General features: G+C 31.0%; 23 protein-coding genes and 1 other RNA gene. 13 read left to right on the top strand and 11 right to left on the bottom strand.

Features of this window, described 5'->3' with window-relative positions; genetic code table 11:
* Positions 1-3044: PKD domain-containing protein (locus tag V8G69_RS15930; protein WP_394883157.1), on the bottom strand; the 3044-nt coding region annotated here is incomplete at its 3' end.
* Between the two features lie 447 nt (positions 3045-3491).
* Here V8G69_RS15930 and V8G69_RS15925 point away from each other — a divergent pair.
* From V8G69_RS15925 to V8G69_RS15910, 4 genes are all read left to right on the top strand, one after another.
* Positions 3492-3974, top strand: a complete 483-nt coding sequence (locus V8G69_RS15925) for a SixA phosphatase family protein (RefSeq protein WP_394883156.1) — start codon at positions 3492-3494, stop codon at positions 3972-3974.
* 106 nt (positions 3975-4080) lie between these two features.
* On the top strand, positions 4081-6144 hold the full coding sequence (gene ppk1, locus V8G69_RS15920; RefSeq protein WP_394883155.1) for a polyphosphate kinase 1: 2064 nt from the start codon (positions 4081-4083) through the stop codon (positions 6142-6144).
* 1 nt (position 6145) lies between these two features.
* The gene (locus V8G69_RS15915) at positions 6146-7051 is read left to right on the top strand and encodes a Ppx/GppA phosphatase family protein (protein WP_394883153.1); all 906 of its coding nucleotides are present in this window, start codon (positions 6146-6148) and stop codon (positions 7049-7051) included.
* Positions 7052-7149: 98 nt separating this feature from the next.
* A complete protein-coding gene (locus V8G69_RS15910) occupies positions 7150-7677 on the top strand; it encodes a porin family protein (protein WP_394883152.1) in 528 nt (175 codons plus the stop codon).
* Here the strand turns inward: V8G69_RS15910 and V8G69_RS15905 are convergent.
* Genes V8G69_RS15905 through V8G69_RS15895 form a run of 3 tightly spaced genes read right to left on the bottom strand, consistent with a single transcriptional unit; the run spans position 7674 to position 10566 of the window.
* Positions 7674-8255 carry a tRNA-(ms[2]io[6]A)-hydroxylase gene (locus V8G69_RS15905; protein WP_394883151.1) on the bottom strand — a complete coding sequence of 194 codons (582 nt, stop codon included), beginning with the start codon at positions 8253-8255 and terminating at the stop codon, positions 7674-7676. The two genes, V8G69_RS15910 and V8G69_RS15905, sit on opposite strands and share 4 nt — an antisense overlap.
* A complete protein-coding gene (locus tag V8G69_RS15900; RefSeq protein WP_394883150.1) occupies positions 8256-8831 on the bottom strand; it encodes a hypothetical protein in 576 nt (191 codons plus the stop codon). It lies immediately after the preceding gene.
* Between the two features lie 10 nt (positions 8832-8841).
* Positions 8842-10566, bottom strand: coding sequence for a DNA polymerase III subunit gamma/tau (locus V8G69_RS15895; protein WP_394883149.1), 1725 nt, complete (start codon positions 10564-10566; stop codon positions 8842-8844).
* Between the two features lie 101 nt (positions 10567-10667).
* Between V8G69_RS15895 and rnpB the strand changes: the two genes are divergently transcribed.
* Positions 10668-10985: RNase P RNA component class A (rnpB, locus tag V8G69_RS15890), an RNA gene on the top strand.
* 80 nt (positions 10986-11065) lie between these two features.
* On the opposite strand, the gene V8G69_RS15885 is transcribed toward rnpB, so the two are convergent.
* The 5 genes from V8G69_RS15885 to V8G69_RS15865 form a co-directional block, all read right to left on the bottom strand.
* A complete protein-coding gene (locus V8G69_RS15885) occupies positions 11066-11812 on the bottom strand; it encodes a hypothetical protein (protein WP_394883148.1) in 747 nt (248 codons plus the stop codon).
* A 27-nt stretch (positions 11813-11839) separates the two neighbouring features.
* A complete protein-coding gene (locus V8G69_RS15880; protein WP_394883147.1) occupies positions 11840-12352 on the bottom strand; it encodes a nuclear transport factor 2 family protein in 513 nt (170 codons plus the stop codon).
* A gap of 157 nt (positions 12353-12509) precedes the next feature.
* On the bottom strand, positions 12510-13049 hold the full coding sequence (locus V8G69_RS15875; RefSeq protein WP_394883146.1) for an RsmD family RNA methyltransferase: 540 nt from the start codon (positions 13047-13049) through the stop codon (positions 12510-12512).
* Positions 13049-13870, bottom strand: coding sequence for a DUF3822 family protein (locus V8G69_RS15870; RefSeq protein ID WP_394883144.1), 822 nt, complete (start codon positions 13868-13870; stop codon positions 13049-13051). The genes V8G69_RS15875 and V8G69_RS15870 overlap by 1 nt, the downstream gene beginning before the upstream one ends.
* Positions 13854-14594 carry a hypothetical protein gene (locus tag V8G69_RS15865; protein WP_394883143.1) on the bottom strand — a complete coding sequence of 247 codons (741 nt, stop codon included), beginning with the start codon at positions 14592-14594 and terminating at the stop codon, positions 13854-13856. Before V8G69_RS15865 ends, V8G69_RS15870 begins: the two co-directional genes overlap by 17 nt.
* Positions 14595-14723: 129 nt before the next feature.
* On the opposite strand from V8G69_RS15865, the gene V8G69_RS15860 reads away from it, so the two are divergent.
* The 8 genes from V8G69_RS15860 (at position 14724) to V8G69_RS15825 (ending at position 21322) form a co-directional block, all read left to right on the top strand.
* Entirely contained in the window at positions 14724-16148 is a 1425-nt protein-coding gene (locus V8G69_RS15860) for an ATP-dependent RecD-like DNA helicase (protein ID WP_394883142.1), read from the top strand.
* 20 nt (positions 16149-16168) lie between these two features.
* Positions 16169-16735, top strand: a complete 567-nt coding sequence (locus tag V8G69_RS15855) for a DUF4126 domain-containing protein (protein WP_394883141.1) — start codon at positions 16169-16171, stop codon at positions 16733-16735.
* A gap of 48 nt (positions 16736-16783) precedes the next feature.
* Positions 16784-17512 (top strand): 3-deoxy-manno-octulosonate cytidylyltransferase, encoded by a 729-nt coding sequence (gene kdsB / locus V8G69_RS15850; protein WP_394883139.1) that lies wholly within the window; start codon positions 16784-16786, stop codon positions 17510-17512.
* Positions 17503-18207 (top strand): HAD family hydrolase, encoded by a 705-nt coding sequence (locus V8G69_RS15845; protein ID WP_394883138.1) that lies wholly within the window; start codon positions 17503-17505, stop codon positions 18205-18207. Before kdsB ends, V8G69_RS15845 begins: the two co-directional genes overlap by 10 nt.
* A 1-nt stretch (position 18208) precedes the next feature.
* Entirely contained in the window at positions 18209-18820 is a 612-nt protein-coding gene (locus V8G69_RS15840; protein ID WP_394883137.1) for a CatA-like O-acetyltransferase, read from the top strand.
* Between the two features lie 48 nt (positions 18821-18868).
* Positions 18869-19948, top strand: a complete 1080-nt coding sequence (locus V8G69_RS15835; protein ID WP_394883136.1) for an iron-containing alcohol dehydrogenase family protein — start codon at positions 18869-18871, stop codon at positions 19946-19948.
* A gap of 1 nt (position 19949) precedes the next feature.
* Positions 19950-20498 (top strand): 1-acyl-sn-glycerol-3-phosphate acyltransferase, encoded by a 549-nt coding sequence (locus V8G69_RS15830; RefSeq protein WP_394883135.1) that lies wholly within the window; start codon positions 19950-19952, stop codon positions 20496-20498.
* Between the two features lie 95 nt (positions 20499-20593).
* Positions 20594-21322, top strand: coding sequence for an NYN domain-containing protein (locus V8G69_RS15825; protein WP_394883134.1), 729 nt, complete (start codon positions 20594-20596; stop codon positions 21320-21322).
* Between the two features lie 7 nt (positions 21323-21329).
* Here the strand turns inward: V8G69_RS15825 and V8G69_RS15820 are convergent, their stop codons facing one another.
* The gene (locus tag V8G69_RS15820) at positions 21330-22115 is read right to left on the bottom strand and encodes a carbonic anhydrase (protein WP_394883133.1); all 786 of its coding nucleotides are present in this window, start codon (positions 22113-22115) and stop codon (positions 21330-21332) included.
* Between the two features lie 112 nt (positions 22116-22227).
* Positions 22228-23841, bottom strand: a complete 1614-nt coding sequence (locus tag V8G69_RS15815) for a M1 family metallopeptidase (RefSeq protein WP_394883132.1) — start codon at positions 23839-23841, stop codon at positions 22228-22230.
* Between the last annotated feature and the right edge of the window lie 23 nt (positions 23842-23864).

The following is a 23864-nucleotide window of genomic DNA, read 5'->3' as shown; positions in this document are numbered from 1 at the left end:
GGGGCACAACCACCAGATACGGTAAAGTTGTTCAACCAAGCAGCGAAAGCAGTATCCAATTCACCTTGTGTAGCATAGGTACATGCAGGCACAGTCTCGTTTTGTACATCGCTGATTGATAATGTGCTAGGTGTAATAGTAATAGTTTGATTTTTAGTATCAGAATTACCACAGGCATCAATAGCTGTAAATGTACGAGTTACAGTCCAAGGGCAGCTACTAACAGTAACGTCTTGGTAAGTAACGGTAAAGTTACAAGCTTCCACCACACTAAATCCATAAGTTGCTTCTTGACCAGTAATATCAACGGCTGTTTCGCTGTAATCAGCAAGACCAGCGGCAACAGAGCACGCTTCAATAAAATCATCTGCAGGCACACTGCTTAATACAGGGTCTATAGTGTCTTGAACAGTAATAGTTTGAACGTGTGTTGTTGTACGACCACATTCGTCAGTAGCTGTCCAAGTACGTTTAAGCGAATAGTTAGAAGGACATGAACCATCAGTTCTTTCTTCGTTAAAGTCTACACTGGCAGTTCCACAGTTATCAGTAGCTTTAAGTGTTGGAGCAGTTGGTACTGCATCACACTCAACTGTAACGTCTCCGGGAAGCGCTTCAACAAACAAAGGATCAGTATTATCAACAATAGTGAAAGTAGCTGTTGTTTCTTTATAATTGTCACAAGCATCTGTAGCTCTAAAAGTTACAGTTGCTGATCCTGTATTGCCACATAAGTCGCTTAAAGCTGTGAAGTTATTTGACCATGTCACACCACCACAATTGTCAGTTGCCACAGCGCCACCGTTAGCGGCTAACCATGCATTGAGTTGTGTTGTATTACCGGCACCATCACATTCCACAGTGCTGTCTGCAGCCTCTGTGCTTATAGTTGGAGGTGTAAAATCAACTATAGTAAATAATGCTGTTGATGAATTTTTATTACCACAATCATCGGTAGCAATAAAATCAACTAAAGTTCTAGAAGTTGATCCACAATCATTTATTACATTAATAATATTATATGACCAAGTTACATTTGAACAATTATCGTTTGCAACAGCACCAGCATGAGTATTTAACCAAGATTGGTATTGAGTTGTATTTCCTGAACCATCACATTGAACGGTTTGATCAGCAGCTACATTAGATATCGTTGGTGCTATTGTATCTTTAATCGTAAAAGTAGCAGTTGTTTCGCTATAGTTACCACAAGCATCAGTCGCTTTAAACGTTACAGTTGCAGCACCAGTTGTACCACATAAGTCACTTAAAGCAGTGAAGTTATTTGACCAAGTTACACCACCACAACTATCTGAGGCTGCAGCTCCACCATGTGAATTTAACCAAGCATTAAGCTCAGTTGTATTTCCAGAACCATCACATTCTACAGTACTGTTAGTAGCAACTACATCAATAGTTGGAGGAGTTTTATCTTCAATCGTAAAAGTAGCGGTTGTTTCGCTGTAGTTACCACAAGCATCAGTAGCTCTAAACGTTACAGTTGCTGCACCCGTTGCACCACATAAGTCACTTAAAGCTGTGAAGTTATTAGACCAAATTACACTACTACAATTATCTGAGGCAGCAGCTCCACCATTAGAGGCTAACCATGCATTAAGAGCAACTGTATTTCCACTACCATCACATTCAACAGTTTCAGAAGTTGCTTGTGTATTAATTGTTGGCTTTGTAGTATCATCAATATTAATAATTTGATTTGCTTCTGAAGAATTACCACAATCATCTGTAATAGTATAGGTTCTAGTAATTACAATTGGACATGTACCTGATACAACATCAGAGCTACTAACATTTAAGTCAGAGTCTCCAGTAGCATCATCACTAATTGAGAATCCTATGGCTTCAAGATCAGCTACAGTAGTTTTAGCAGCAGGTGCATCACTTATATCACAACCTTCAATATTTGAAGGAGAAGGAGGAGTAATTGTTGGAGCATTATCAGTAATAACGACGTTTTCATAAACAGTGACAACATTACAAGGTGCAATCCCATCTGGGTCAGTAACCGTTAGGGATACATTATAATTACCACTAGCAGCGTAAGTATGTGAAGGGTTTTGAAGTGAACTTGTTGGAGAACCATCACCAAAATTCCATAAATAGGTAGTATTAACTCCTGCGTTTACAGTAGAAGCGGTAAAATCAACATCTAAATTACAGGTTCCACCAACTCCAGGAGTAGTTACCATAGTAGTTGCAGTTACACCAGCTTTAAATTCTATTATGATATCGGCAAATACATCTACACTTGAACTTGCACAAGTACTACCAGCTAAACCCAATGCTATATTAACCTTAATTCTTAAGGTGTATGTTCCTGGTGTGCTTACTGTTACAACAGTATCAGCTGCATCGTCTGGAGAAAAAGTAACAGTTCCTGGATTTGTGTTCACTGGTGGAACTGTCCATTCGTAACTAACAGCCCCACTTATGAGTCCATTAAGTTCAATTGAAATATCTGTAGGGCCAAAACATACAGCATTGTCTGTACCAGAAATTATAGCAAAATTTGGATCTAATTGTGGCGTTCCACCTGCATCTATTAAGTTAGCAAATGAAATACAGTTATTTCCTTCACCAACACAACGTGAATATTCAGTAGTTCCAATTCTTATTTGTATATTATTGTTACATGATTGATTACCAGATACACCAATTGGCTCACCGTAAGTCGAATCTATGTCTTCTATTACAATTGCTGTATTTGCAGATAAAATCAGAACTGCTTTAGCAGACCACCAGATATGTCCTCCTTCTTTTATTACAAGTCTAGTTACTGTATTTGGAATAGTTGTATCTCCATTAATATCAATAATAACACCAGCAGGAATAGTCACAGTTCCATCACAATTATTGACAGGGTTATTAACGTAAGCGACTAACTGTGTCCCTGTCATGCTATTAGGAACCGTACAGTCTGCCTTAGCGTTAAAAAGGCCTATAAATAGAAAAACAAAGGCAAACAAACAATACTTTATTTGTGTCTTAGCTTTTAATAACAGATTAAAGGTAATTTTTTTCATAAGCTTGAAAATTAGTATTGACTATAGCAACTTTTAAATTTATTTTTTAGCCATACAAATAATTTGTATAGACAATATTTTATTAAAATTAAAAAGTAATGAGGGAAAAATGCTGCATAGCAACATTAAAAACTTTATATAAGAAATTAGATTTGGGGTCATAATTTTCTATTTTGTATGTTGAACAAAGCAACGTATATGTTATTATTAAATCAAAAATAAATGTTAAATAACTAAAATACTCGATAAAACGGATAGCTTTAACACTTAATCGGTTTAAGAGTGTTATTTAACGATTAATAATTTTTTACATATGTTTTCTTGTAGGTTGTTTAACTTGCATAATTTTACATTTGGTTAATTATTTTTAAATATGTAAGCAAATTAAATGCATTTTACCGAGAAAAACAACTTTTTATCGATAAAAATTACTTTTAAACGAGTTTTATGAAAAAAATAATATTAGTAAGGCATGCAAAATCTTCTTGGGAGTTTAATATTTCTGATCATGAAAGACCTTTAAATTCGAAAGGAATTAACGATGCACATAAAGTTTCGCAAGCTATTTATGGCAAAATTAAGCCAAATTTGATAGTTTCAAGTGATGCTGTACGTGCGAAAACTACTGCTGAAATATTTATTTCAAATCTAAAAATTAATCCTGAAAATTTAGTTTTAAATAATTTGTTATACGATTTTTCGGGTAATGACTTACTTAGAGTAATAAAGAGTTGCAATAATACAGTTAATGAATTGATGATTTTTGGGCATAATAATGCCATAACTAATTTTGTTAATTCGTTTGGAAACATATATATAGACAATGTTCCAACATGTGGGGTTACCATAATGGAGTTTGAAATTGAAAGTTGGAAAGATTTAAAAAAAGGAAAAACAGTTGAAACCATATTTCCAAGAGATTTAAGGTAGTAATAGATTATTAATAAAAATGTCTGAAAAACGGTGGCCATAACTATTTTTTAATCTAGTTGTTTTATAGAAATAGAATATATTTGTGTATAATTAGATTTTTAGAATGACAAAGCCCGAAAAGCACAACAATAGTTATATAAATAGAGAAATAAGTTGGTTACAATTTAATGCTAGAGTTCTACAAGAAGCCGAAGACGAATCTGTACCTCTTATTGAGAGATTAAGATTTTTAGGGATTTTTTCAAATAATTTAGATGAGTTTTTTAAAGTAAGATACGCTACAGTTAAACGAATAGTTCAAGCAGGAAAAGGAGGCAAGAGTGAGCTTGGTGGAATGAAAGCAACTGAATTGCTTGAAATTATAACCCAAATAGTCATTAAACAGCAAAGCGATAGCTTAGATATTTTAAGCAATATTGAACAGCAACTTAAAACAGAAAATATTTTTGTGATAGATGAAACCCAAATTGAAGATTTTCATCATGAATTTATAAAAAACTATTTTATTCAAAAAGTAAGTCCAGCACTTGTAACCATCATTTTAAATGATTCGGTAGAGTTGCCAAATTTAAAAGATAGTGCCGCTTACCTTGCAGTTAGAATGGAAATGAATGAAAATCAAAAGCAATTTGCTTTGATTGAAATACCAAAAACCATCAATCGTTTTATTGAATTACCTCATAACAGAGGTAGGAACTACATCATTATGATTGATGATCTGTTGCGTTACTTTTTAAATGATATTTTCAATATTTTCAATTACAATTCAATTTCAGCACATATGGTTAAAATCACTCGCGATGCTGAACTAGATTTTGAAAGTGATTTAAGTAAAAGTTTTATTGATAAAATTTCAGAAAGTGTCATGCACAGGCAAATTGGTCAGCCAGTTCGTTTTGTATATGATAAAAATATTCATCAGGAAACATTGCAGTATCTAATGTCTAAAATGGGAATAGATTCACAAGACAGTATCATTCCCGGTGGAAGGTATCATAACAGACGTGATTATATGGGTTTTCCAAGCTTGGGAAGAGCAGATTTGCTTTATGAAAAAATAGAGGCATTACCATTAAAAGGATTAAGTTTAGAAGGAAGTATTTTTAGTGAGATTTCTAAAAAAGATTATTTAATGTATGCTCCTTACCATACGTTTTCATATGTGGTTAAGTTTTTAAGAGAAGCAGCATTAGATCCTAAAGTAAAAACCATTAAAATTACCATTTACAGATTAGCAGAGATTTCACATATAGCAAGTTCGCTCATAAATGCTGCAATAAATGGTAAAACCGTTACGGTTTCAATAGAATTACAAGCCAGATTTGATGAGCAGGCAAATATTGATTATGCACAACAAATGGAAAAGGATGGTGTACATTTGGTTTTTGGTGTCCAAGGTTTAAAAGTGCACAGTAAAATGTGTGTTATTGAAAGAGAAGAAGGAAAAAAAATTAAACGTTACGGGTTTATTAGTACCGGTAACTTTAATGAATCTACAGCAAAAATTTATACTGATTATACATTGTTTACTGCTAATCAAAGTATTTTAAAAGACATAAATAAAGTATTTGCATTTTTTGAAACTAACTATCAAATTTTTAAATATAAGCATATTATTACATCTCCTCATTATACACAAAAAGTGATTTTTAACTTGATTGATAATGAGATAAAAAATGTTAAAAGCGGCAAACCGGGTTATCTTAAAGTTAAAATGAACAGTATCACCAGCTATAAAATGGTTGATAAGCTTTATGAAGCCAGTAATGCAGGAGTTAAAATTCAAATGATTGTAAGAGGCATTTGTTGTTTAATTCCTGGAATTAAAGGAATGAGTGAAAATATTGAAGTCATTAGTATTGTAGATAAGTTTTTAGAACACTCCAGACTTTATGTGTTTGGTAACAATAATAATCCTAAAGTTTATATTTCTTCAGCAGATTGGATGACAAGAAATATTGAGAATAGAGTAGAAGTAAGTTGTCCTATTTATGATGAAAACATTAAACAAGAACTTTTAGATACTTTTGAAATAAGCTGGAATGATAATGTAAAAGCCAGAATTTTGAATGAGGCTCAGGATAATATATATAGAAAAAACAATAAGAATAAAATAAGATCGCAACTTGCTATTTATGATTATTATTCAAATAAGTTAAAAAAGTAGGATGTTAAAAATTCAAAAATACGCAGCTATAGATATTGGTTCCAACGCCGTAAGATTACTTATATCAAATGTTATTGAAGAACAAGGAAAGCCTGTTTTGTTTAAGAAAAACTCATTGGTAAGGGTTCCTATTCGTCTTGGTTCTGATGTTTTTTTAAGTCAAAAAATTTCAGAAGAAAATGAGCAACGCATTACAGATACTATGCTGGCATTTAAATTATTAATGAAATCGCATAAAGTTGTTAAATATAAGGCTTGTGCTACTTCGGCAATGCGTGAAGCTTCAAATGGTAAAGAAGTTGCTAATTCTGTTTACAAAAAATCTAAAATACGCATCGATATTATTGAAGGAGAAGAAGAAGCTGCTATAATTGCTGCTACAGATTTGCATAAATATATAGAAAATGATAAAACATATTTATACGTTGATGTTGGTGGTGGTAGTACAGAGTTTACTGTAATTCATGAAGGTGTTTCTGTGGCATCAAAATCCTTTAAAATAGGTACAGTGAGGCTGCTTAATGATATGGTTAAGAAAGAAGCTTGGCACGAATTGGAATTATGGATAAAAGAACAAGCTGTTTTGTATGATAAGATTGAAGTTATTGGTTCAGGTGGAAACATTAATAAAATATTCAAAGTATCGGGAAAAGCAATGGGTAAACCTCTTACTTATTTCTATTTAACTTCTTACTATAATATATTGCAAAGTTATTCATATGAAGAGCGAATTACCATTCTAGATTTAAATCAAGATAGGGCAGATGTTATCATTCCAGCAATGAGAATTTACTTGTCTTCAATGAAATGGAGTGGTGCAAAACATATATATGTTCCTAAGATAGGTTTGGCAGATGGTATTATAAAAAGTATATATTATGATACCGTTTCTAGCAGTACACAGTAAAAAATATGCACTTTACCTTTTTAATATATTTTTTTTGAGAATAAGATATATATTCGTTTGTTGATATTTCAATACGTTTTAACCCAAACCTATTAATTATGAAAAAAATATTACTCTTAGTTTTAGTGCTTAGTACTTCTTTTTATGGATTTTCTCAAGATACTAAGTTTGGTGTGCGTGCAGGATTAAATGTATCTAATTTAGATTTTGATGGCACATCTCTTGCTAATAATGATCACAGAAATGGTTTTGTTATTGGTTTTTTTGCTGAATATAGCTTTTCAAATGCTGTTAGTATTTCTCCTGAATTACAGTTTTCTGCTGAAGGAGCAAAACCAGAACCTTTACAATTAGATTACATTCAAATGCCCATTTTGTTTAACTTTAAACTTAGCCCAAAAATGTTTTTTAACATTGGCCCACAAGTTGGATTAAAAATCGATAAAGTTGATGATGGTATTAGAAACTTTGCTTATTCAGGTGTTGGAGGTTTATCTTATAATGTAACTCCAATGATATTTATTGATGCAAGATACATTTATGGTATTTCAAATATTTTTGATGATAATTTAGGAATTGAAGCTAAAAATTCAACTATGCAATTTGGTGTTGGTTATAAATTTTAACCATGAATAGTTTCAGTTTTTCCTAAATTTCTCATTATTTCTGCTTCATATTCAAGAAGTTGCTGCCATTTGGTATCAACTTCTTTTCTATTTCCATATTGGCGTGCGAATCCCAAAAACATGGTATAATGATTAGCTTCACTTGCCATTAAATTTCTGTAAAACTCAGCTAACTCTTTATCTTTTAATTCTTCAGATAGTAACCTGAAACGTTCACAACTTCTGGCTTCAATTAATGCAGCATAAAGTAATCTGTGTACTAATTGCGTGGTTCTGCTTCCGCCTTTTGGGAAGAATTTCACTAATTCTATAACATAATCATCTCGTCTGTCTCTTCCAAGTGTCCATCCTCTTGCAATAATCTTGTCGTGCACCATTTTAAAATGACTTATTTCTTCTTTTACCAAAGCAGTCATTTCTTGAACTAGGTCTGTGTATTCAGGGAAACTTACAATTAATGAAATAGCAGTGCTGGTTGCCTTTTGTTCACAAAAAGCATGGTCTGTAAGTATTTCTTCTATGTTTTTTTCAACAATATTTACCCATCTTGGATCTGTTGGAAGTTTTAAACCTAACATTTATACGTACTGTTTTTTTATTTCATCTATGATTTCAAAGTTGCCATTTTCATTAAAACTTATTAGGTAAAACTTATAATCTTTTGTTCCTGGCTTTTGAAATAATAAATTTAAAATTACTTTATCACTAACTAATGATTCGTATTCATTTAGCCAAATACCTTGAATCACCTTATTGTTTAAATCATTTTTGAAAGAACTATTGTAACTAATCAAAACATCTTTAGTTATCAATTTTGAAACAATTTCCTTGTTATTCTTTAATATACTTATTGAATTATTTATGTTTCTGTAATAATAGTTTTTATAATTAATTGAATCTTTGGTGAATTCATTCAAATAATTATTAGCCATATCTGTATAAGATTTTATTTTCACTTGAAAGCCATTACTTAAAATAGTGTCTGTAATTATTTCAGAATAAGACTCTGGTATATAGTTTATATTTTCAGTAAAAGCCTCAAAAAGTTTATGTTCCTTTAAAACCTCTTCATTTGTTTGATAGTTTCTATGCCTGCCATCACAGCTTATAAATATCGTAGAAATGATAAAAATAAAAACAAATAATCTTTTCATAATTAGTTAGTTATATATCCAAATCAAAAGTTTTTCTTAAAGTGTCAATATTTGGGTTTTTCTTCCGCAATTTTTCAAATTTTTCCTTTGCTGTATAAGCGTATTGCTTTTCTTTTTCTTCATTAACAGTGATTGATAAATTAATATCAAAGTTGTTTAATTCCTTTCTAATAAAAGCTAACAGGTCATATTGCTGTCTCTCTAACTCAACTTTATTTGTTGAATTTGGAAATTCTAAATGTACCGTAGTGCCAATAACTTTTGGAGTATCTATTGATAAAATAGAGGATAAATTATATTTACCCTGATCTTGTAGCATTTTAGTAAAGGCATTCCAACTTTCTATAAGTTGCTCTTCGGTAAAATCTTCTTTTGGTAAATCATCCTCATTTATAACAACATCCATTTGTTTGATTAGATGCTCTTTTTTTGCTTTAATACTACTTAAAGATAAACCGGAAGTACGTTTTTTATCTGATTTTAAAATAAGTTTTGGAGGTTCACTAACCATTAAATCTTCCGAAACTAGTTCGGCTTCCGAAGAAGTGTCTTTAGCCACTTCCTCAGTGATTTTGCTACTTGTATTGCTTTTTGGCAAAGTAACCGGGATAGGGGTAATACCTTTGTTTTTAAAGTATGAAGGAGGAATTATGTAATGTTTGCTATTTTTTTTTTCTCCATCAAAAGTGATAGAGGCAAGTTGCATTAGGCAAAGTTCAACAAGTAACCGTTGATTTTTACTGGTTTTATATTTTAAATCACAATCATTGGCGAGGTTAATACCTTGCAGTAAAAATTCCTGACTCGCTATTTTAGCTTGTTCTAAGTATTTAGCTTTGGTTTGTTCTCCAACTTCTAATAAATCAACCGTTTGAGGAGTTTTACTAACCAATAAATCTCTAAAATGAGAAGCTAATCCTGCGATAAAATGATGACCATCAAATCCTTTTGATAAGGTATCATTAAATTGAATTAAAAGTTGGGGTATTTTATTTTCTAAAATGTAATCTGTACTTGTAAAATAGGTTTCGTAATCAAGAACGTTTAAATTTTCTGTTACCGCATGTCTTGTTAAGTTTTTCCCTGAAAAACTTACTACTCTATCAAAAATAGATAAAGCATCACGCATGGCGCCATCAGCTTTTTGAGCAATAATATGCAAAGCGTCATCTTCAGCATTTACACCTTGTTCTGTAGCGATGTACTTTAAATACTCCTTAGCATCCTTGACTGTGATTCGTTTAAAATCGAAAATTTGACAACGGGATAGGATTGTTGGTATTATTTTATGCTTTTCTGTAGTTGCTAAAATAAAAATACAATGTTTTGGTGGTTCTTCTAAGGTTTTTAAAAAGGCATTGAATGCAGATTGAGACAACATGTGCACTTCATCAATGATATAAACCTTGTATTTCCCAACTTGTGGAGGAATTCTAACCTGATCTGTTAAGTTTCTAATATCATCAACAGAATTGTTTGAGGCTGCATCTAACTCAAAAATATTAAAAGCAAAATCTTCTTCTCCTGTTTCATTTCCATCGCTGTTAATCATTTTAGCAAGAATTCTGGCACAAGTTGTTTTACCGACTCCTCTAGGTCCTGTAAATAATAATGCTTGGGCTAAATGATTGTTTTCAATGGCATTCAATAAAGTATTTGTAATAGCCTGTTGCCCAACAACATCTTTAAATGTTTGTGGTCTATACTTTCTGGCTGATACAACAAAATGTTCCATTGAAATTTCTTGAATAACAAAGTTAAAAATTCAGTTTAAAATTAAGGATTATGCTGTTGAAATTTCAAACGAGTTATTAACAATTTGTGTACTTTTGCCATTAAGTAGATTGCCTTATCGCTGTTCGTTTCGGCGAATGGAGGAAAGTCCGAACACCATAGTGCAACATAGTGGCTAATAACCACCAGTCGTGAGGCTAGGAAAAGTGCAACAGAAAGTATGTACAGGTCATGCTGTAGTGAAACCAGGTAAACTCTATGTGGTGCAATGTCATGTATACCAACGTTTGAGAGCTGCACGCTCGATTGTTGGAGGGTAGGCAGCTAAAGTGTATTGGCAACAATGCACTCAGATAAATGATAAGGGCTTTTTCTTTTTAAGAAAAAGTACAGAATTCGGCTTATAGATTTACTTACTTATAAAAAACCCTTCTTATTTCAAGAAGGGTTTTTCATTTAAAAAATTATAGATTGGTTAGGTTAGGTTTTTTATATTTTAATTATTTAGAAGAGTAAGCCAAATCTGGTCTTATCCAACCAGAGACTTCTTCAAACTTTGCGGCTGCACTCATAACCTTGCCAAATACATCTTTTGCACCTTCTCCTAAAAGTTCATCATTAGCTTTACCTCTAATAGATGAATCTGCTTCATCCTTAGCAGAAATGGCAACCATATAATAGCTATTTATAACTCCAAACCCGCTTTGATACACTCTGTAATATTCTTTTGAGCCTTTTTCTGAAAATAATCCTTTAACTCCTTTCATTGCTTCTCTAAGAGCAGCTTGATCTTGTGGTTTATAGTATATAAAATAATATTTGCGATAATTTTGACCTTCTTGGGTTTGCGTAATACCTTCTGGCATATAACTTAAGCTTTCATCTAAAGTTATTACAAAATCGCCATGTTTATCATAACATGTGTTAAAATCTTTGAACATTTTACCAAAGTCGTCTCCCATAGCTTTGGCCATATCTGAAAACGTGTTTTTATCTAATTCTGCAAAATTTTCCAATGGACTAACGTACATATATCTATTATCACTAGTAACAGCGGTAATCCAACTGCCTTCAGGATTGTATTTTTTGCAGGCATCAGTAAAATCTTTAGCTATTTTGTTATATTCCATAAGTTTTGATGGATTAACATAATCTACATGAACTAAATACATTTTTTGAGCATGTGACAAATTAATTGAGATGCATAATAAAATGGTGATGATTAAGATTGTTTTTAAACTTTTCATAATAAATTGTTTTTGTTGGTTTAAATTTTATTGATTTTCTGTTGTCTCTTCCATTTTAGCCGAAGCTATTTCTTGAAATGCCATAACCATTGGTGCCGAATCCCAATAACCATACTCTTTCACAATTTTCCCATTGATAAATTGCATTGTTAAATGAACTGGAATGGTTAACTCTTGATTATTTGCAGCTAATTTACCTTTCCAAACAGACCAGTAATTAACCCAAGTTTCATCGTCTTTATCAATTACCATTTCAATAAAGGTTTCTTTTTCATCAAATTTATAGGAAGATAAGTTTGAAATCATTTCCTGAATATCTTCCAAATCTTCATCTGGAGTTATTCCCTTGATTGTATTGTGGTATATTTTTGCCGTATCTGCAAAGTTTGCTTTCCATGTAGTCCAATCTTGAGTTTCATAGGCTTTGATGCCAACTTTTACTGTTTCAATTTCTGGAGATTCAGAAAAGTATTGTTGTTTTTGTTTTTCACATGCTGCAAGGAAAATAACAGCTAATCCGAGTAATAAAATTTTTTTCATTGTTATGGTTTTGTTGGTTAATACACACAAATGCCATAAATAAGAACCAAAAAAATATTTTTTAGTTAGTTTAAGATAAGAATAAATAGAGTCTGGGACTCTTAAGGAGAAATCTAATGTACTGAAAAAAAAAGGAATTATAATAAAAAACTTTAAATTAAGATATTTCAAAAAAGCTAAACATATTACCGCCATAACTTTTTGAATAACTAAAATGATTTTGGTTTGATAGGCTAGTGTGCTTTGAATGCTCAATGATTAATACGCCATCTTCTAGTAAAAGATTGTTTTGAAAGACTAACTCTGGGATTTTATTAAATAATTCATCAGAAAAACCATAAGGAGGATCTGCAAAAATAATATTGGTTTGCATGGTTGCTTTTTCTAAATATTTAAACACATCGCTTTTAATAGTTTGAATAGGCATTTTAAAAGCTTCGGCTGTTTGATTGATGAATTTAATGCATCCAAAATCTTCATCCACACAATAAATACTAGTAGTGCCTCTAGAAGCAAACTCATAACTAATATTACCTGTCCCAGCAAACAAATCCAATACAGAAATGTCATCAAAATAAAATAGATTATTTAAAATATTAAACAATCCTTCTTTAGCCATGTCGGTCGTTGGGCGAACTGGTAAATTTTTAGGAGCTACAATTTTCCTGCTTTTATATAATCCTGAAATGATCCGCATTAAAAACTTTTTATTAAAGTGAAATCTGAATAATTTGTTTTAGGCTTATCAAGATACTTGTATGAATCATGCCTGCTCCCAAAATTTACATGTCTAATATATTCGTATGCAATTTTATAAAGGTCACTGTTTTTATCAATATCTCCTAATAGCACTAAATGTAAGGTTTCTGGGTTTAATTGTAATTGCTCTGTTGTAAAAAGTAAATAATATATAAAATCTTCTTTTGTAGAATATTCAAAGGTATTGTAAATTAATAGTTTACCATTTTTAATGATTATAATTTCAAAATGATCAGAATCGATGTTCGCATAAACTTTAGGTTCTTCAGAATTTTTTTCAATAACCAATATATTTTCAATTAAAACTGTTGAAAAATGTTTGTATGTAAAACTACCAAACATATCGTAAATGAAATTGTTTACATTAACATAAGGAACGTAAATATTAACTGTGTCATTAATAGTTATATCATCAAATGTTATAAAATCTGCTTTTAGAATTTTGGAATTGAACTTTAAATAATCGGCTAGATTATCTTCGTTAAAAAATGGTTTTGGCACTAATGTAGAAAGTTCATTAACATGAGTAACATAAACAGATTTAAAATCGCTTTTCAATACTTCTTCAGTATTAAAAACATGTTTTAAAGTATCTAATACTTCAAAGGGGTTTTGTTTTTTTTCAAACGCAAAATGTTTTAAAAAAGAAATTGTATTGGTGTCTTTTTGTAGGATACAAAAAGAAAGTCCACTCAAACTAACTTGAATGGACAATTCCTGATTTAATATTTTGTTTGAGATATTACTCGTTATCGCCATAAGTTTTTGGCCAGTTTCCGTTAGTTTTAACTTCATCCATAGAACCTACTTTTAATGCATCACCATTTACTCCATCAACAGAAACAACTTGGTTTTCTTGAATCACTAAGTCGCGGTTTTGATCAAATAAAATAACATCTTTTTTAACTGAAGCTTCAAAAACAGGAATCTTAACATCATTTTGCTCTAAAACACCAGCTTTTAACTCAAATTTTGCTCCTTCTTGTCCAACAGGAACATTCATCATAGTTTTATATCTAATAGATTTTTTGAATAATGAATCTTTAACAGGTACAAATCCTAATGTATCAATTAAAACTATTGATTTGGTTGTAATAACGCCTCCAAATCTTTTGGTTGCTTCAACATCTACAATACTTGTATCACGTCTTTGAGTAATAGTAAATTTAGCAGTATCAATGAATTTAACTAAGTTATCGAAATTGTCAGCAAATTTTCCATTTACTTGTCTGTAAGCTAACTGAGAATCTCTGATATCAATTAAATTCTTAATAACTTCTGCGTAACGTTTATTTTTTACTTCATTAAATTTAATTGGTTCATATATTGACATATATGTTTTATAGCCTAAAAAACCAATAAGAATCCAAAGTGCTATTATTAGAAATGGTTTAAATTTTGAAGGAATGAATTTGTCAACTAGCTTAACCAAACCAAACGTGACTAGAATTACAACAACAGCAATAAGAAGTATTTTAAACATAGTAGTTATTTGTTAATTTTTATTTTATTATACGTTATACGCAAATCTACAATTTTTTTTTAATCGTAAAAACCAATGTTGGTAAAAATCCTTTCTATATTTGAATAATTTATAATATTTAAGACATTAATGACTGCATCTGAATTTTATTCACTTATAAAACAGCAATTTCCATTTGAACCGACCCAAAAACAAAATATTGTCTTAAATCAATTATCTGAATTTATTTTTAACAAACAGCCCAATTCCCTGTATGTTTTAAAAGGATATGCTGGTACAGGAAAGACTACAATCGTTGGAACAATTGTAACAAATTTGTGGAAAGCTAAAAAAAGTGCTGTTTTAATGGCGCCAACTGGTAGAGCAGCAAAAGTTATTTCAAATTATTCAGGTAAAGAAGCTTTTACCATTCACAAGAAAATTTATTTCCCGAAAAAAGAAAAAAATGGAGGTGTGAAATTTGTGCTTCAACCCAATAAACATAAAAACACCTTATTTATAGTCGATGAAGCTTCCATGATTCCAGATACTCCCGGTGAATCAAAATTATTTGAAAACGGCTCGCTTTTAGATGATTTGATGCAATACGTTTATTCTGGGCACCAATGTAAATTACTCCTTATTGGTGATACAGCTCAGTTACCGCCAGTAATGTTAGATTTAAGTCCTGCGTTAAATGAAGATTCCCTAAGCTTGAATTATAATAAAGAAGTCACTAAAATGGAATTGGATGAAGTAGTTCGTCAGGAATTTGATTCTGGTATTTTAGCAAATGCTACGGTTTTGCGTGAAGCCTTGTCAAATTCATTTCATGACTCTTTTAAGTTTGATTTAAAACCTTTTAAGGATATTATAAGATTAATTGATGGGCAAGAAGTTATGGATGCTATAAATGATTCGTATAGCAATTTGGGTCATGAAGAAACCACTATTATAGTAAGAAGCAATAAACGGGCTAACCTATATAATCAGCAAATTAGAAATCGGATTTTATTTAATGAAAATGAATTGACACCTGGCGATTATATCATGGTTGTTAAAAATAATTATTTTTGGATAAAACCTACAACCGAAGCAGGTTTTATTGCCAACGGAGATATTATTGAAGTACTGGAAATCTTCAATATCATTGATTTATACGGATTTCGTTTTGCCGAAGTAAAAGTAAGAATGGTTGATTATCCAAAAATGCAACCTTTTGAAACCGTTTTGTTGCTCAATACCATTGAATCTGAAGCACCTTCATTATCGTATGAAGAAAGCAATAGATTATATCAAGAAGTCATGAAAGATTATGAGTCTGAAGCCAGCAATTACAGAAAGTTTTTAAAAATTAAGAGCAATAAGTATTTTAACGCTTTGCAGGTTAAGTTTTCGTATGCCATAACATGTCATAAATCACAAGGAGGACAATGGAATACCGTTTTTGTAGAACAGCCTTACTTACCAAATGGCATAGACAAAGAATATTTACGCTGGCTATATACTGCAGTTACTAGAGCTAAAGAAAAACTTTATTTAATAGGTTTTAAAGATGATTTCTTTGAAGACTAGTTTTTGATTATATTTAAAATATGAATTTAGAAACAATAATAAGTATTTGTCTCGGAATTGGATTAGCTGCTTCTGTTGGTTTCAGGGTATTCTTGCCTTTGTTTGCATTAAGCTTATCTTCTTATTTTAATGTTTTAGATTTGAATGATTCTTGGCAATGGATAGGAAGTCTTTCAGCTTTAATCATTCTAGGAGTGGCTACTTTAGTTGAAATATTTGCTTATTTCATTCCATATATCGATAATTTATTAGATAGTATAGCAGTCCCATTAGCAGCTTTTGCTGGAACAGTAATCATGTTATCTACCGTTGTAAATTTAAGTCCTGAAATGACTTGGGCTTTAGCTATAATTGCTGGTGGTGGAACTGCAGCAGCCATATCAGGGACTTCTAGTGCAGCTAGATTAACATCTACGGTAACAACCGGAGGAATTGGAAATCCATTAGTTTCAACAGTGGAAACTGGAACCGCATTTATAATGTCTTTAATTTCAATAGTACTTCCAATTTTTGCCTTAATTTTAGTAGTACTTATTCTATTTATTGTTTTTAAGTTTTATAAAAAGTTTAAGAGGCCAAAAGTTTAGATTCCTAATAATTATTATATTTTTGAAACTGATTTGATTTAAAATTTGATGAAAATAATTTCAATGATTCCAGCACGTTACAGTGCATCTCGTTTCCCTGGAAAATTAATGCAGGACCTCGGTGGAAAAAGCGTTATTGTCCGTACTTATGAAGCTACTGTTGCAACAAATTTATTTGATGATGTGCTTGTTGTTACTGATAGTAAAATTATTTATGATGAAATTGTAAATAATGGAGGCAAAGCCATGATGAGTATAAAGGAGCATGAATGTGGAAGCGATAGAATTGCTGAAGCTGTTGAGTTTTTAGATATTGACATCGTTATTAATGTTCAAGGTGATGAACCTTTCACAGAAAAAGAGTCATTAAAAAAGTTGATTGAAGTTTTTAAAGATGATCATGATAAAAAAATTGATTTAGCATCTTTAATGGTTCATATTACAGATTGGGAGGAAATCAGCAATCCAAATACAGTCAAGGTTATTGTGGATAAAGATAATTTAGCATTATATTTTTCTAGAAGCCCAATTCCTTATCCAAGAGATAAAAATGTTGAGGTAAAATACTATAAACACAAAGGGGTTTATGCTTTTAGAAAAGAAGCCATTTTAGATTTTTATCACTTGCCAATGTTAAAGTTAGAAGCTTCTGAAAAGATAGAATGTATAAGGTATTTAGAATATGGTAAGCGTATTAAAATGGTGGAAACTGATGTTCAAGGAGTTGAAATTGACACGCCAGAAGATTTAGAACGCGCAAAAAAACTATGGAAATAGATTATCAACATATAAAAGTTATTGGTTTTGATGCAGATGACACGTTGTGGGTTAATGAAACCTATTTTCGTGAAGCTGAAATTGAGTTTTGCAATTTAATGGCAGAATACGAAACTCCTAACAAAACAGACCAGGAACTATTTAAAATGGAAATGAAAAATCTTCCATTATATGGTTATGGTGTAAAAGCGTTTGCTTTATCTATGGTTGAAATGGCTTTGGAAATATCTAATTTCAATGTCTCCCAAAAAACCATAGAATCTATTCTTAATATAGGTAAAAACATGTTGGAAAAACCTGTTGAACTTTTAGATGGAGTAGAAGAAGTACTTAAAGAGTTATCAAAAAAATACCGATTGATATTGGCTACCAAAGGTGATTTACTCGACCAGGAGCGTAAATTGGAAAAATCTGGATTGACAGATTATTTTCATCATATTGAAGTAATGAGTGATAAACAAGAGATTAATTATTCAAAACTTTTAAACCATTTAGATATTAAACCTTCTGAATTTTTAATGATAGGAAATTCGTTAAAATCAGATATATTACCATTAGTTCATTTAAACGCAAATGCTATACATGTGCCTTTTCATACAACATGGGCTCATGAACAAGTAACTGAAAAGGAAACCAATGGTAAAACCTATAAAACCATTAGTAGTTTAAGAGACGTTTTAAATTTTTTGAACTAGGGTGAAGGTTTTAGATATAGATACTTGGAATAGAAAACAACATTATGAGCATTTTAAAGGCTTAATTGATCCTTATTTTGCAGTAACTATTCCGTTTAATGTGACTAAAGCGTACCAATTTTCAAAAGATAATGGACTTAGCTTTTTTGCTAAATATTTACATGATTGCATGAAGGCAATTAATGCTGTAAAGGCTTTAAAATTAAGAATTCTAGAGAATGATGTAGTTGAGTTTGATACAATACATGCATCAGCAACAATCATGAGAGATAATAATACTTTTGGTTTTTCGTTTATTGATTTTAATTCTGATTTAAGCGTATTTATAAAAAATATTGAGTCAGAAAAAAAGAGAATTAATTTATCCGATGATTTATATCCACATAAAAACGGATTGGATTGCATTCATTGTTCTGCAATGCCTTGGTTAAATTTTACAGGACATAAAGAACCTATATCAACACCATTTGACTCGGTGCCTAAAATTGCTTTCAGTAAAGCTAGTAAAGTAAATTTTTTGATGAATGTATCAATTAGTGTAAACCATGCATTAGTAGATGGTTATGATATTGGTTTATTTTCAGAAAAATTTCAAGATTTTTTGAATGCTTAAATTTTAAAATAATACTAATTTTACTTTGTGTAAAAGAAAATATATTAAATGAGTTATAAAAACTTTCCAATGGTGCCAAGAGTTATTTTTGGCAGAGGTAGTTTCAATCAGTTAAGTGAAATAATTTCCCCAAAACGATTAAATGTAAATGCCCCATTTATTTTTTTGGTTGATGATGTTTTTAAAGGTAACGCATGGTTAACTTCAAGAATACCATTAGCTTATGATGATAAAGTGATTTATATTTCGGCAAAAGAAGAACCTAAAACGTCGCAAGTTGATAGTTTAGTTGAAGATATTATATTAACCTCAAGACAAGGTACTTCAGGTATTATTGGTATTGGTGGTGGTACTTTATTGGATTTAGCAAAAGCTGTCGCTATTATGTTAACTAATGAAGGTGAAGCCAAAGATTATCAAGGTTGGGATTTAGTTAAAAACCCTGCAATTTATCATGTTGGTATTCCAACAATCTCAGGAACTGGTGCCGAAGTTTCCAGAACAACGGTGCTTACTGGTCCTGAAATGAAGCTAGGTATAAATTCAGACTTTACACCTTTTGATCAGGTAATATTAGATCCTGAGTTAACAAAGGGAGTTCCAAAAAACCAATGGTTTTATACAGGAATGGATTGTTATATTCATTGTATAGAATCATTAACTGGGAGTTATTTAAACTCATTTAGTCAAAGTTATGGCGACATATCACTACAACTTTGCAAAGAAATATTTTTAGGTGACATGTCTGAAACTGAGGCACAAGATAAACTCATGATGGCTTCTTGGCATGGAGGCATGAGTATAGCCTATTCTCAAGTTGGAGTCGCTCACGCTATGAGTTATGGGTTGTCATATTTATTAGGAATAAAACATGGTATAGGCAATTGCATTGTATTTGACCATTTAGAAGAGTTTTATCCCGAAGGTGTAGCTCTTTTCAAAACAATGAAAAAGAAACATCATATTGAATTACCTAAAGGTATTTGTGCTAACTTAGACTATTCTGAATTTGATGTAATGATAAATATTTCATTAAGTTTAGAACCTCTTTGGGAAAATGCCTTAGGTAAAAACTGGAAAAAAACCATTACAAGAGAAAAATTAAAACACTTATACCAAAAAATGTAATATGCAATGGCTATCCAAATTTATTTATTTTAAACTTTTAGGATGGAAAGTTGTTGGCAATACAAATATATCAAAAGACTCTATTAAAAAAGCAGTTATTATAGCTGCACCGCACACCAGTTGGCACGACTTCTATATGGGTGTTTTACTGCGTTCTGTGTTAAATGTAAAAACAAATTTTGTTGGAAAAAAAGAATTATTTGTTTTCCCAATAGGATGGCTTTTCAGAATTTTAGGAGGAGCTCCAATTGATAGACATGCCAAAGAAAATAAAGTTCAAGCCATTGCAAAACTTTTTAAAGACAGGGAGGAGTTTAGGATGGCTATGTCTCCTGAAGGAACAAGAAAAAAAGTAACTAAATGGCGAACAGGATTTTATTATATAGCAAAAGAAGCTAAAGTACCAATCATCATGTTCACTTTTGATTTTGAAAATAAACAAAATAAAATCTCAGAACCGTTCTATCCTACAGATGATATCGAAAAAGATTTTGAATTTATGCATGCTTTTTTTAAAGGGGTAAAGGGCAAAATTCCCGAATACTCATAAAAAAGTTAAAAACATCAAAAGAAAATAAATTGGTTTTTAATTCTAGGTGACTAAATAGAGCTTGCACAACTCTATTTTTACTACCTTTAACAGATATGATAAAAGATACAAAAATAGCCGTTTTAATAGATGGAGATAATATACCATCTAAGTACATTACTGAAATGATGGAAGAAATTGCTAAATACGGAACACCAACGATAAAAAGAATTTATGGAGATTGGACTAAGCCTCATTTGGCAAAATGGAAAAGTGTGTTACTTGAAAATGCCATAAGTCCAGTGCAACAATATAGCTATACTACTGGGAAGAACGCTACAGATTCTGCTATGATAATTGATGCTATGGATATTTTATATTCCAATAAAGTTGATGCGTTTTGTTTAGCTTCATCAGATAGTGATTTTACTAAATTAGCGACACGTTTGCGTGAAGCTGGCTTGCAAGTATATGGAATAGGTGAAAAGAAAACACCTGACCCATTTATTGTTGCCTGCGATAAGTTTATTTACCTTGAAATTTTAAAAACTTATGAAGAAAAATCTGAAGCTGGTGGAAAAACCGTAAAAACCAACTTGTATAATATTACACCTAAAGTAATAAGGATGCTTAAAACGTCTGTTTCTGATGCTGCAGATGAAGATGGATGGGCTTTTTTAGGTGATGTTGGGTCACTTATTCTAAAAAAACAGCCCAATTTTGATGCAAGAAACTTTGGTTTTGAAAAACTAACGCCTTTATTTAAATCGTTGGATATTTTTGAAACTGAGCAAAGAGATCAAAGTAACGGAAGGTTTAAATTGATTTACGTTAGAAATAAATAAACCCTTCCTAATAATTATAATAAACCTTTCTGTCGTTTAAAGGTTGTTCATTTCTATAATTATTAATAGGCATATTATCTTTAAGTTTTAAAACTTCTTCTAACGAAATTATTATGGGCTGCTTAAATACTACCCAATTAACATTTTCAGTACATGGTGGTGTTGTTAATGAGCCACTGTAAGAATAAAATGATTTGTCCTCTGGCAACAAATTCATTAGGTCAATAGTCTTATCTATGTTTTTAAATTGTCCACTTTCAATTGGTAAAAAGCTTTCAAAAAACTCAAATAATTGGCTTTCTTGTCCTTCCATACATAAAATACTCAAAACAGTAAGCTTTTTTGAGTCACTTTGATGCACAAGATGTATTTCTGTTGGATATTTTACACCATTAATAATATGTTCTGAAGATTCATGAAAATGAATTTGCTTTAAATGAAAAACCTCATTTTTATATACTATGGAATCACCTGAATTAAAATCAAATTGAATAGAATGACCATTATTCACAACTTTATTTAAAATAGTTTCTGGAGAATAAAGGATGTTTAAACCTTTAGCAGAATCAACTGATATCGTATTAATGTCAATGATGTTAATAGGTGATTGTCGTTTTCCATCACAATCAGAATTCTTTTCAATTTCTATCCAATGTTCTGGTGATGTTTCTCCTTGGTAACTCCAATGTTTATGTTCTTCAGCTTTTGTAACTTTTTCTTCTTTTTCCTGGTTTTTACAAGAAAACATTACGATTAAACTCAATGAAAGTATTGTAGACAATATTTTATTCATACTATGATATGTTTAGAATTCCAAAAAGATATTATAATCTTTCAGCGAATAAAATTATCAAATTTCTATAGCCTAAAAATTGACTTTTATCATATAAATAAAATATTTAAATCTACTTTAAAGAGTTCAATTCAAAAAATAACCAAGTATTAGGATCTGGTTCTATGGAAATAATTTTTTTAGTGCTTGGAATATTAACTTTTTGAATTTTATCAACCACATTTATAGTTTCAATAGAAGAAGTTCCGTCTTCATAATTGCATTTGATTTCGATAGGGAAGTAGAAAATATTTTCTTGAATTTGTTTAATTTCAATAGTTAAATCATTGTTTACATTCCATGAAATATCAAGCTTTGGATGACCTGACTGATATAACCATTGTTTAAAATAGCTATTTAAATTTTTTCCTGAAATGTCTTCCATAACTCGTTGAAAATCTTCACTTAAAGCATTACCATACTTGTAAGTGTCATAATATTTTTTAATGCCTTTCCAGAATAAATCGTCACCTAAATCTTTTCTTAACATATGTAAAACCCAGCTTGCTTTTTCATAAGTATTTGGACTTAATAATTTTAAATAATCTGTTATAGTTGTGTCAACAATTGGTGATTGATTTTTCTTTGAAAATATTATAGCCTTTGCTCTGTCTTCATCCATTTTTTTTACAAATGAATCGCGCCCATATCTGTTTTCATAAAAAAGATTTTCAAAATAGGTCGCAAAGCCTTCGCTTAACCAAACGTGGTACCAGTTTTTTTCTGAAGCAGAATCTCCAAACCATTGGTGTGCAATTTCATGTGCAATAACAGCTTCAAAGTCACCATTTCCTGTAACACTCTTTTCGTTATAAAAAATGTTTCCAGCATTTTCCATACCTCCATAAAGTGTTTTTGACTGGACATTGGCTAGTTTATCAAAAGGATAAGGACCAACATGATTAATCATAAAATCTAGTGCAGGAATTGCTAAGGAATAATCTTTAAAGCCATTATCTCTATCTTGAGGATAAACCCAAGATGAAACGGGAATATTATATATTTCTTCCAGATTTTCAACAGCAAACCGAGCTACACCAATTACCATGACTTTTGTTGGAATTGGTGTATCCATTTTCCAGCGAGTTAAGGTTGTTTTATCATCAATATTGGTTTTCTCTATCATTAAACCGTTTCCTATGGTTTGGTAATAAGAAGGCGCTGTTATATCCCATTCAACGGTTGCTTTGTCTGAAGGATGATCTACTACTGGTAACCAGTTTTTGGCTCTATCTGGCCAGTTATCTCCAAAAAAAGTTCTGTCACCAAACTTGTTTTTTGAAATAATTAAACCATCAGCAGGAATGCCTTTGTACTTGATAATATAGGTTCTTAATTCGTTTGTGTTTGATTGACTTATATTTATTAAAAGTTGGTTGCTGTTTTGTAAAAAGGAAATTGGTTGATTATTTTCTAAAACAGATTCCACGGTCATTCCGGTATTATCTGGTTGTTTTGAAACCAAATCAAGATAAAAATCTTTAACTGCTTTATTAAATTTTATTTTTATTTCTGCAGTACCATTAATTTCATTTGTTTCGTCTGTTAAAGCTATTACAAACTTATAATTGATAACATCGATAGATTGAAATCTAGCTTCATGTTTCTCCTGAGCATTAATATGTAGTGTTGAAACAAAAATAAAAGCTACAAGTAAAAACTTTTTTAGGTATGGAATTATTGTCAAAATGGAATTGTTATGTTATTAGG

It is taken from the genome of Gaetbulibacter sp. M235 (assembly GCF_043876835.1).
Classification (GTDB): Bacteria; Bacteroidota; Bacteroidia; order Flavobacteriales; family Flavobacteriaceae; genus Yeosuana.
The sequence above is the reverse complement of the archived record's forward strand: the minus strand, read 5'-3'. Positions and strand labels throughout refer to the sequence as shown.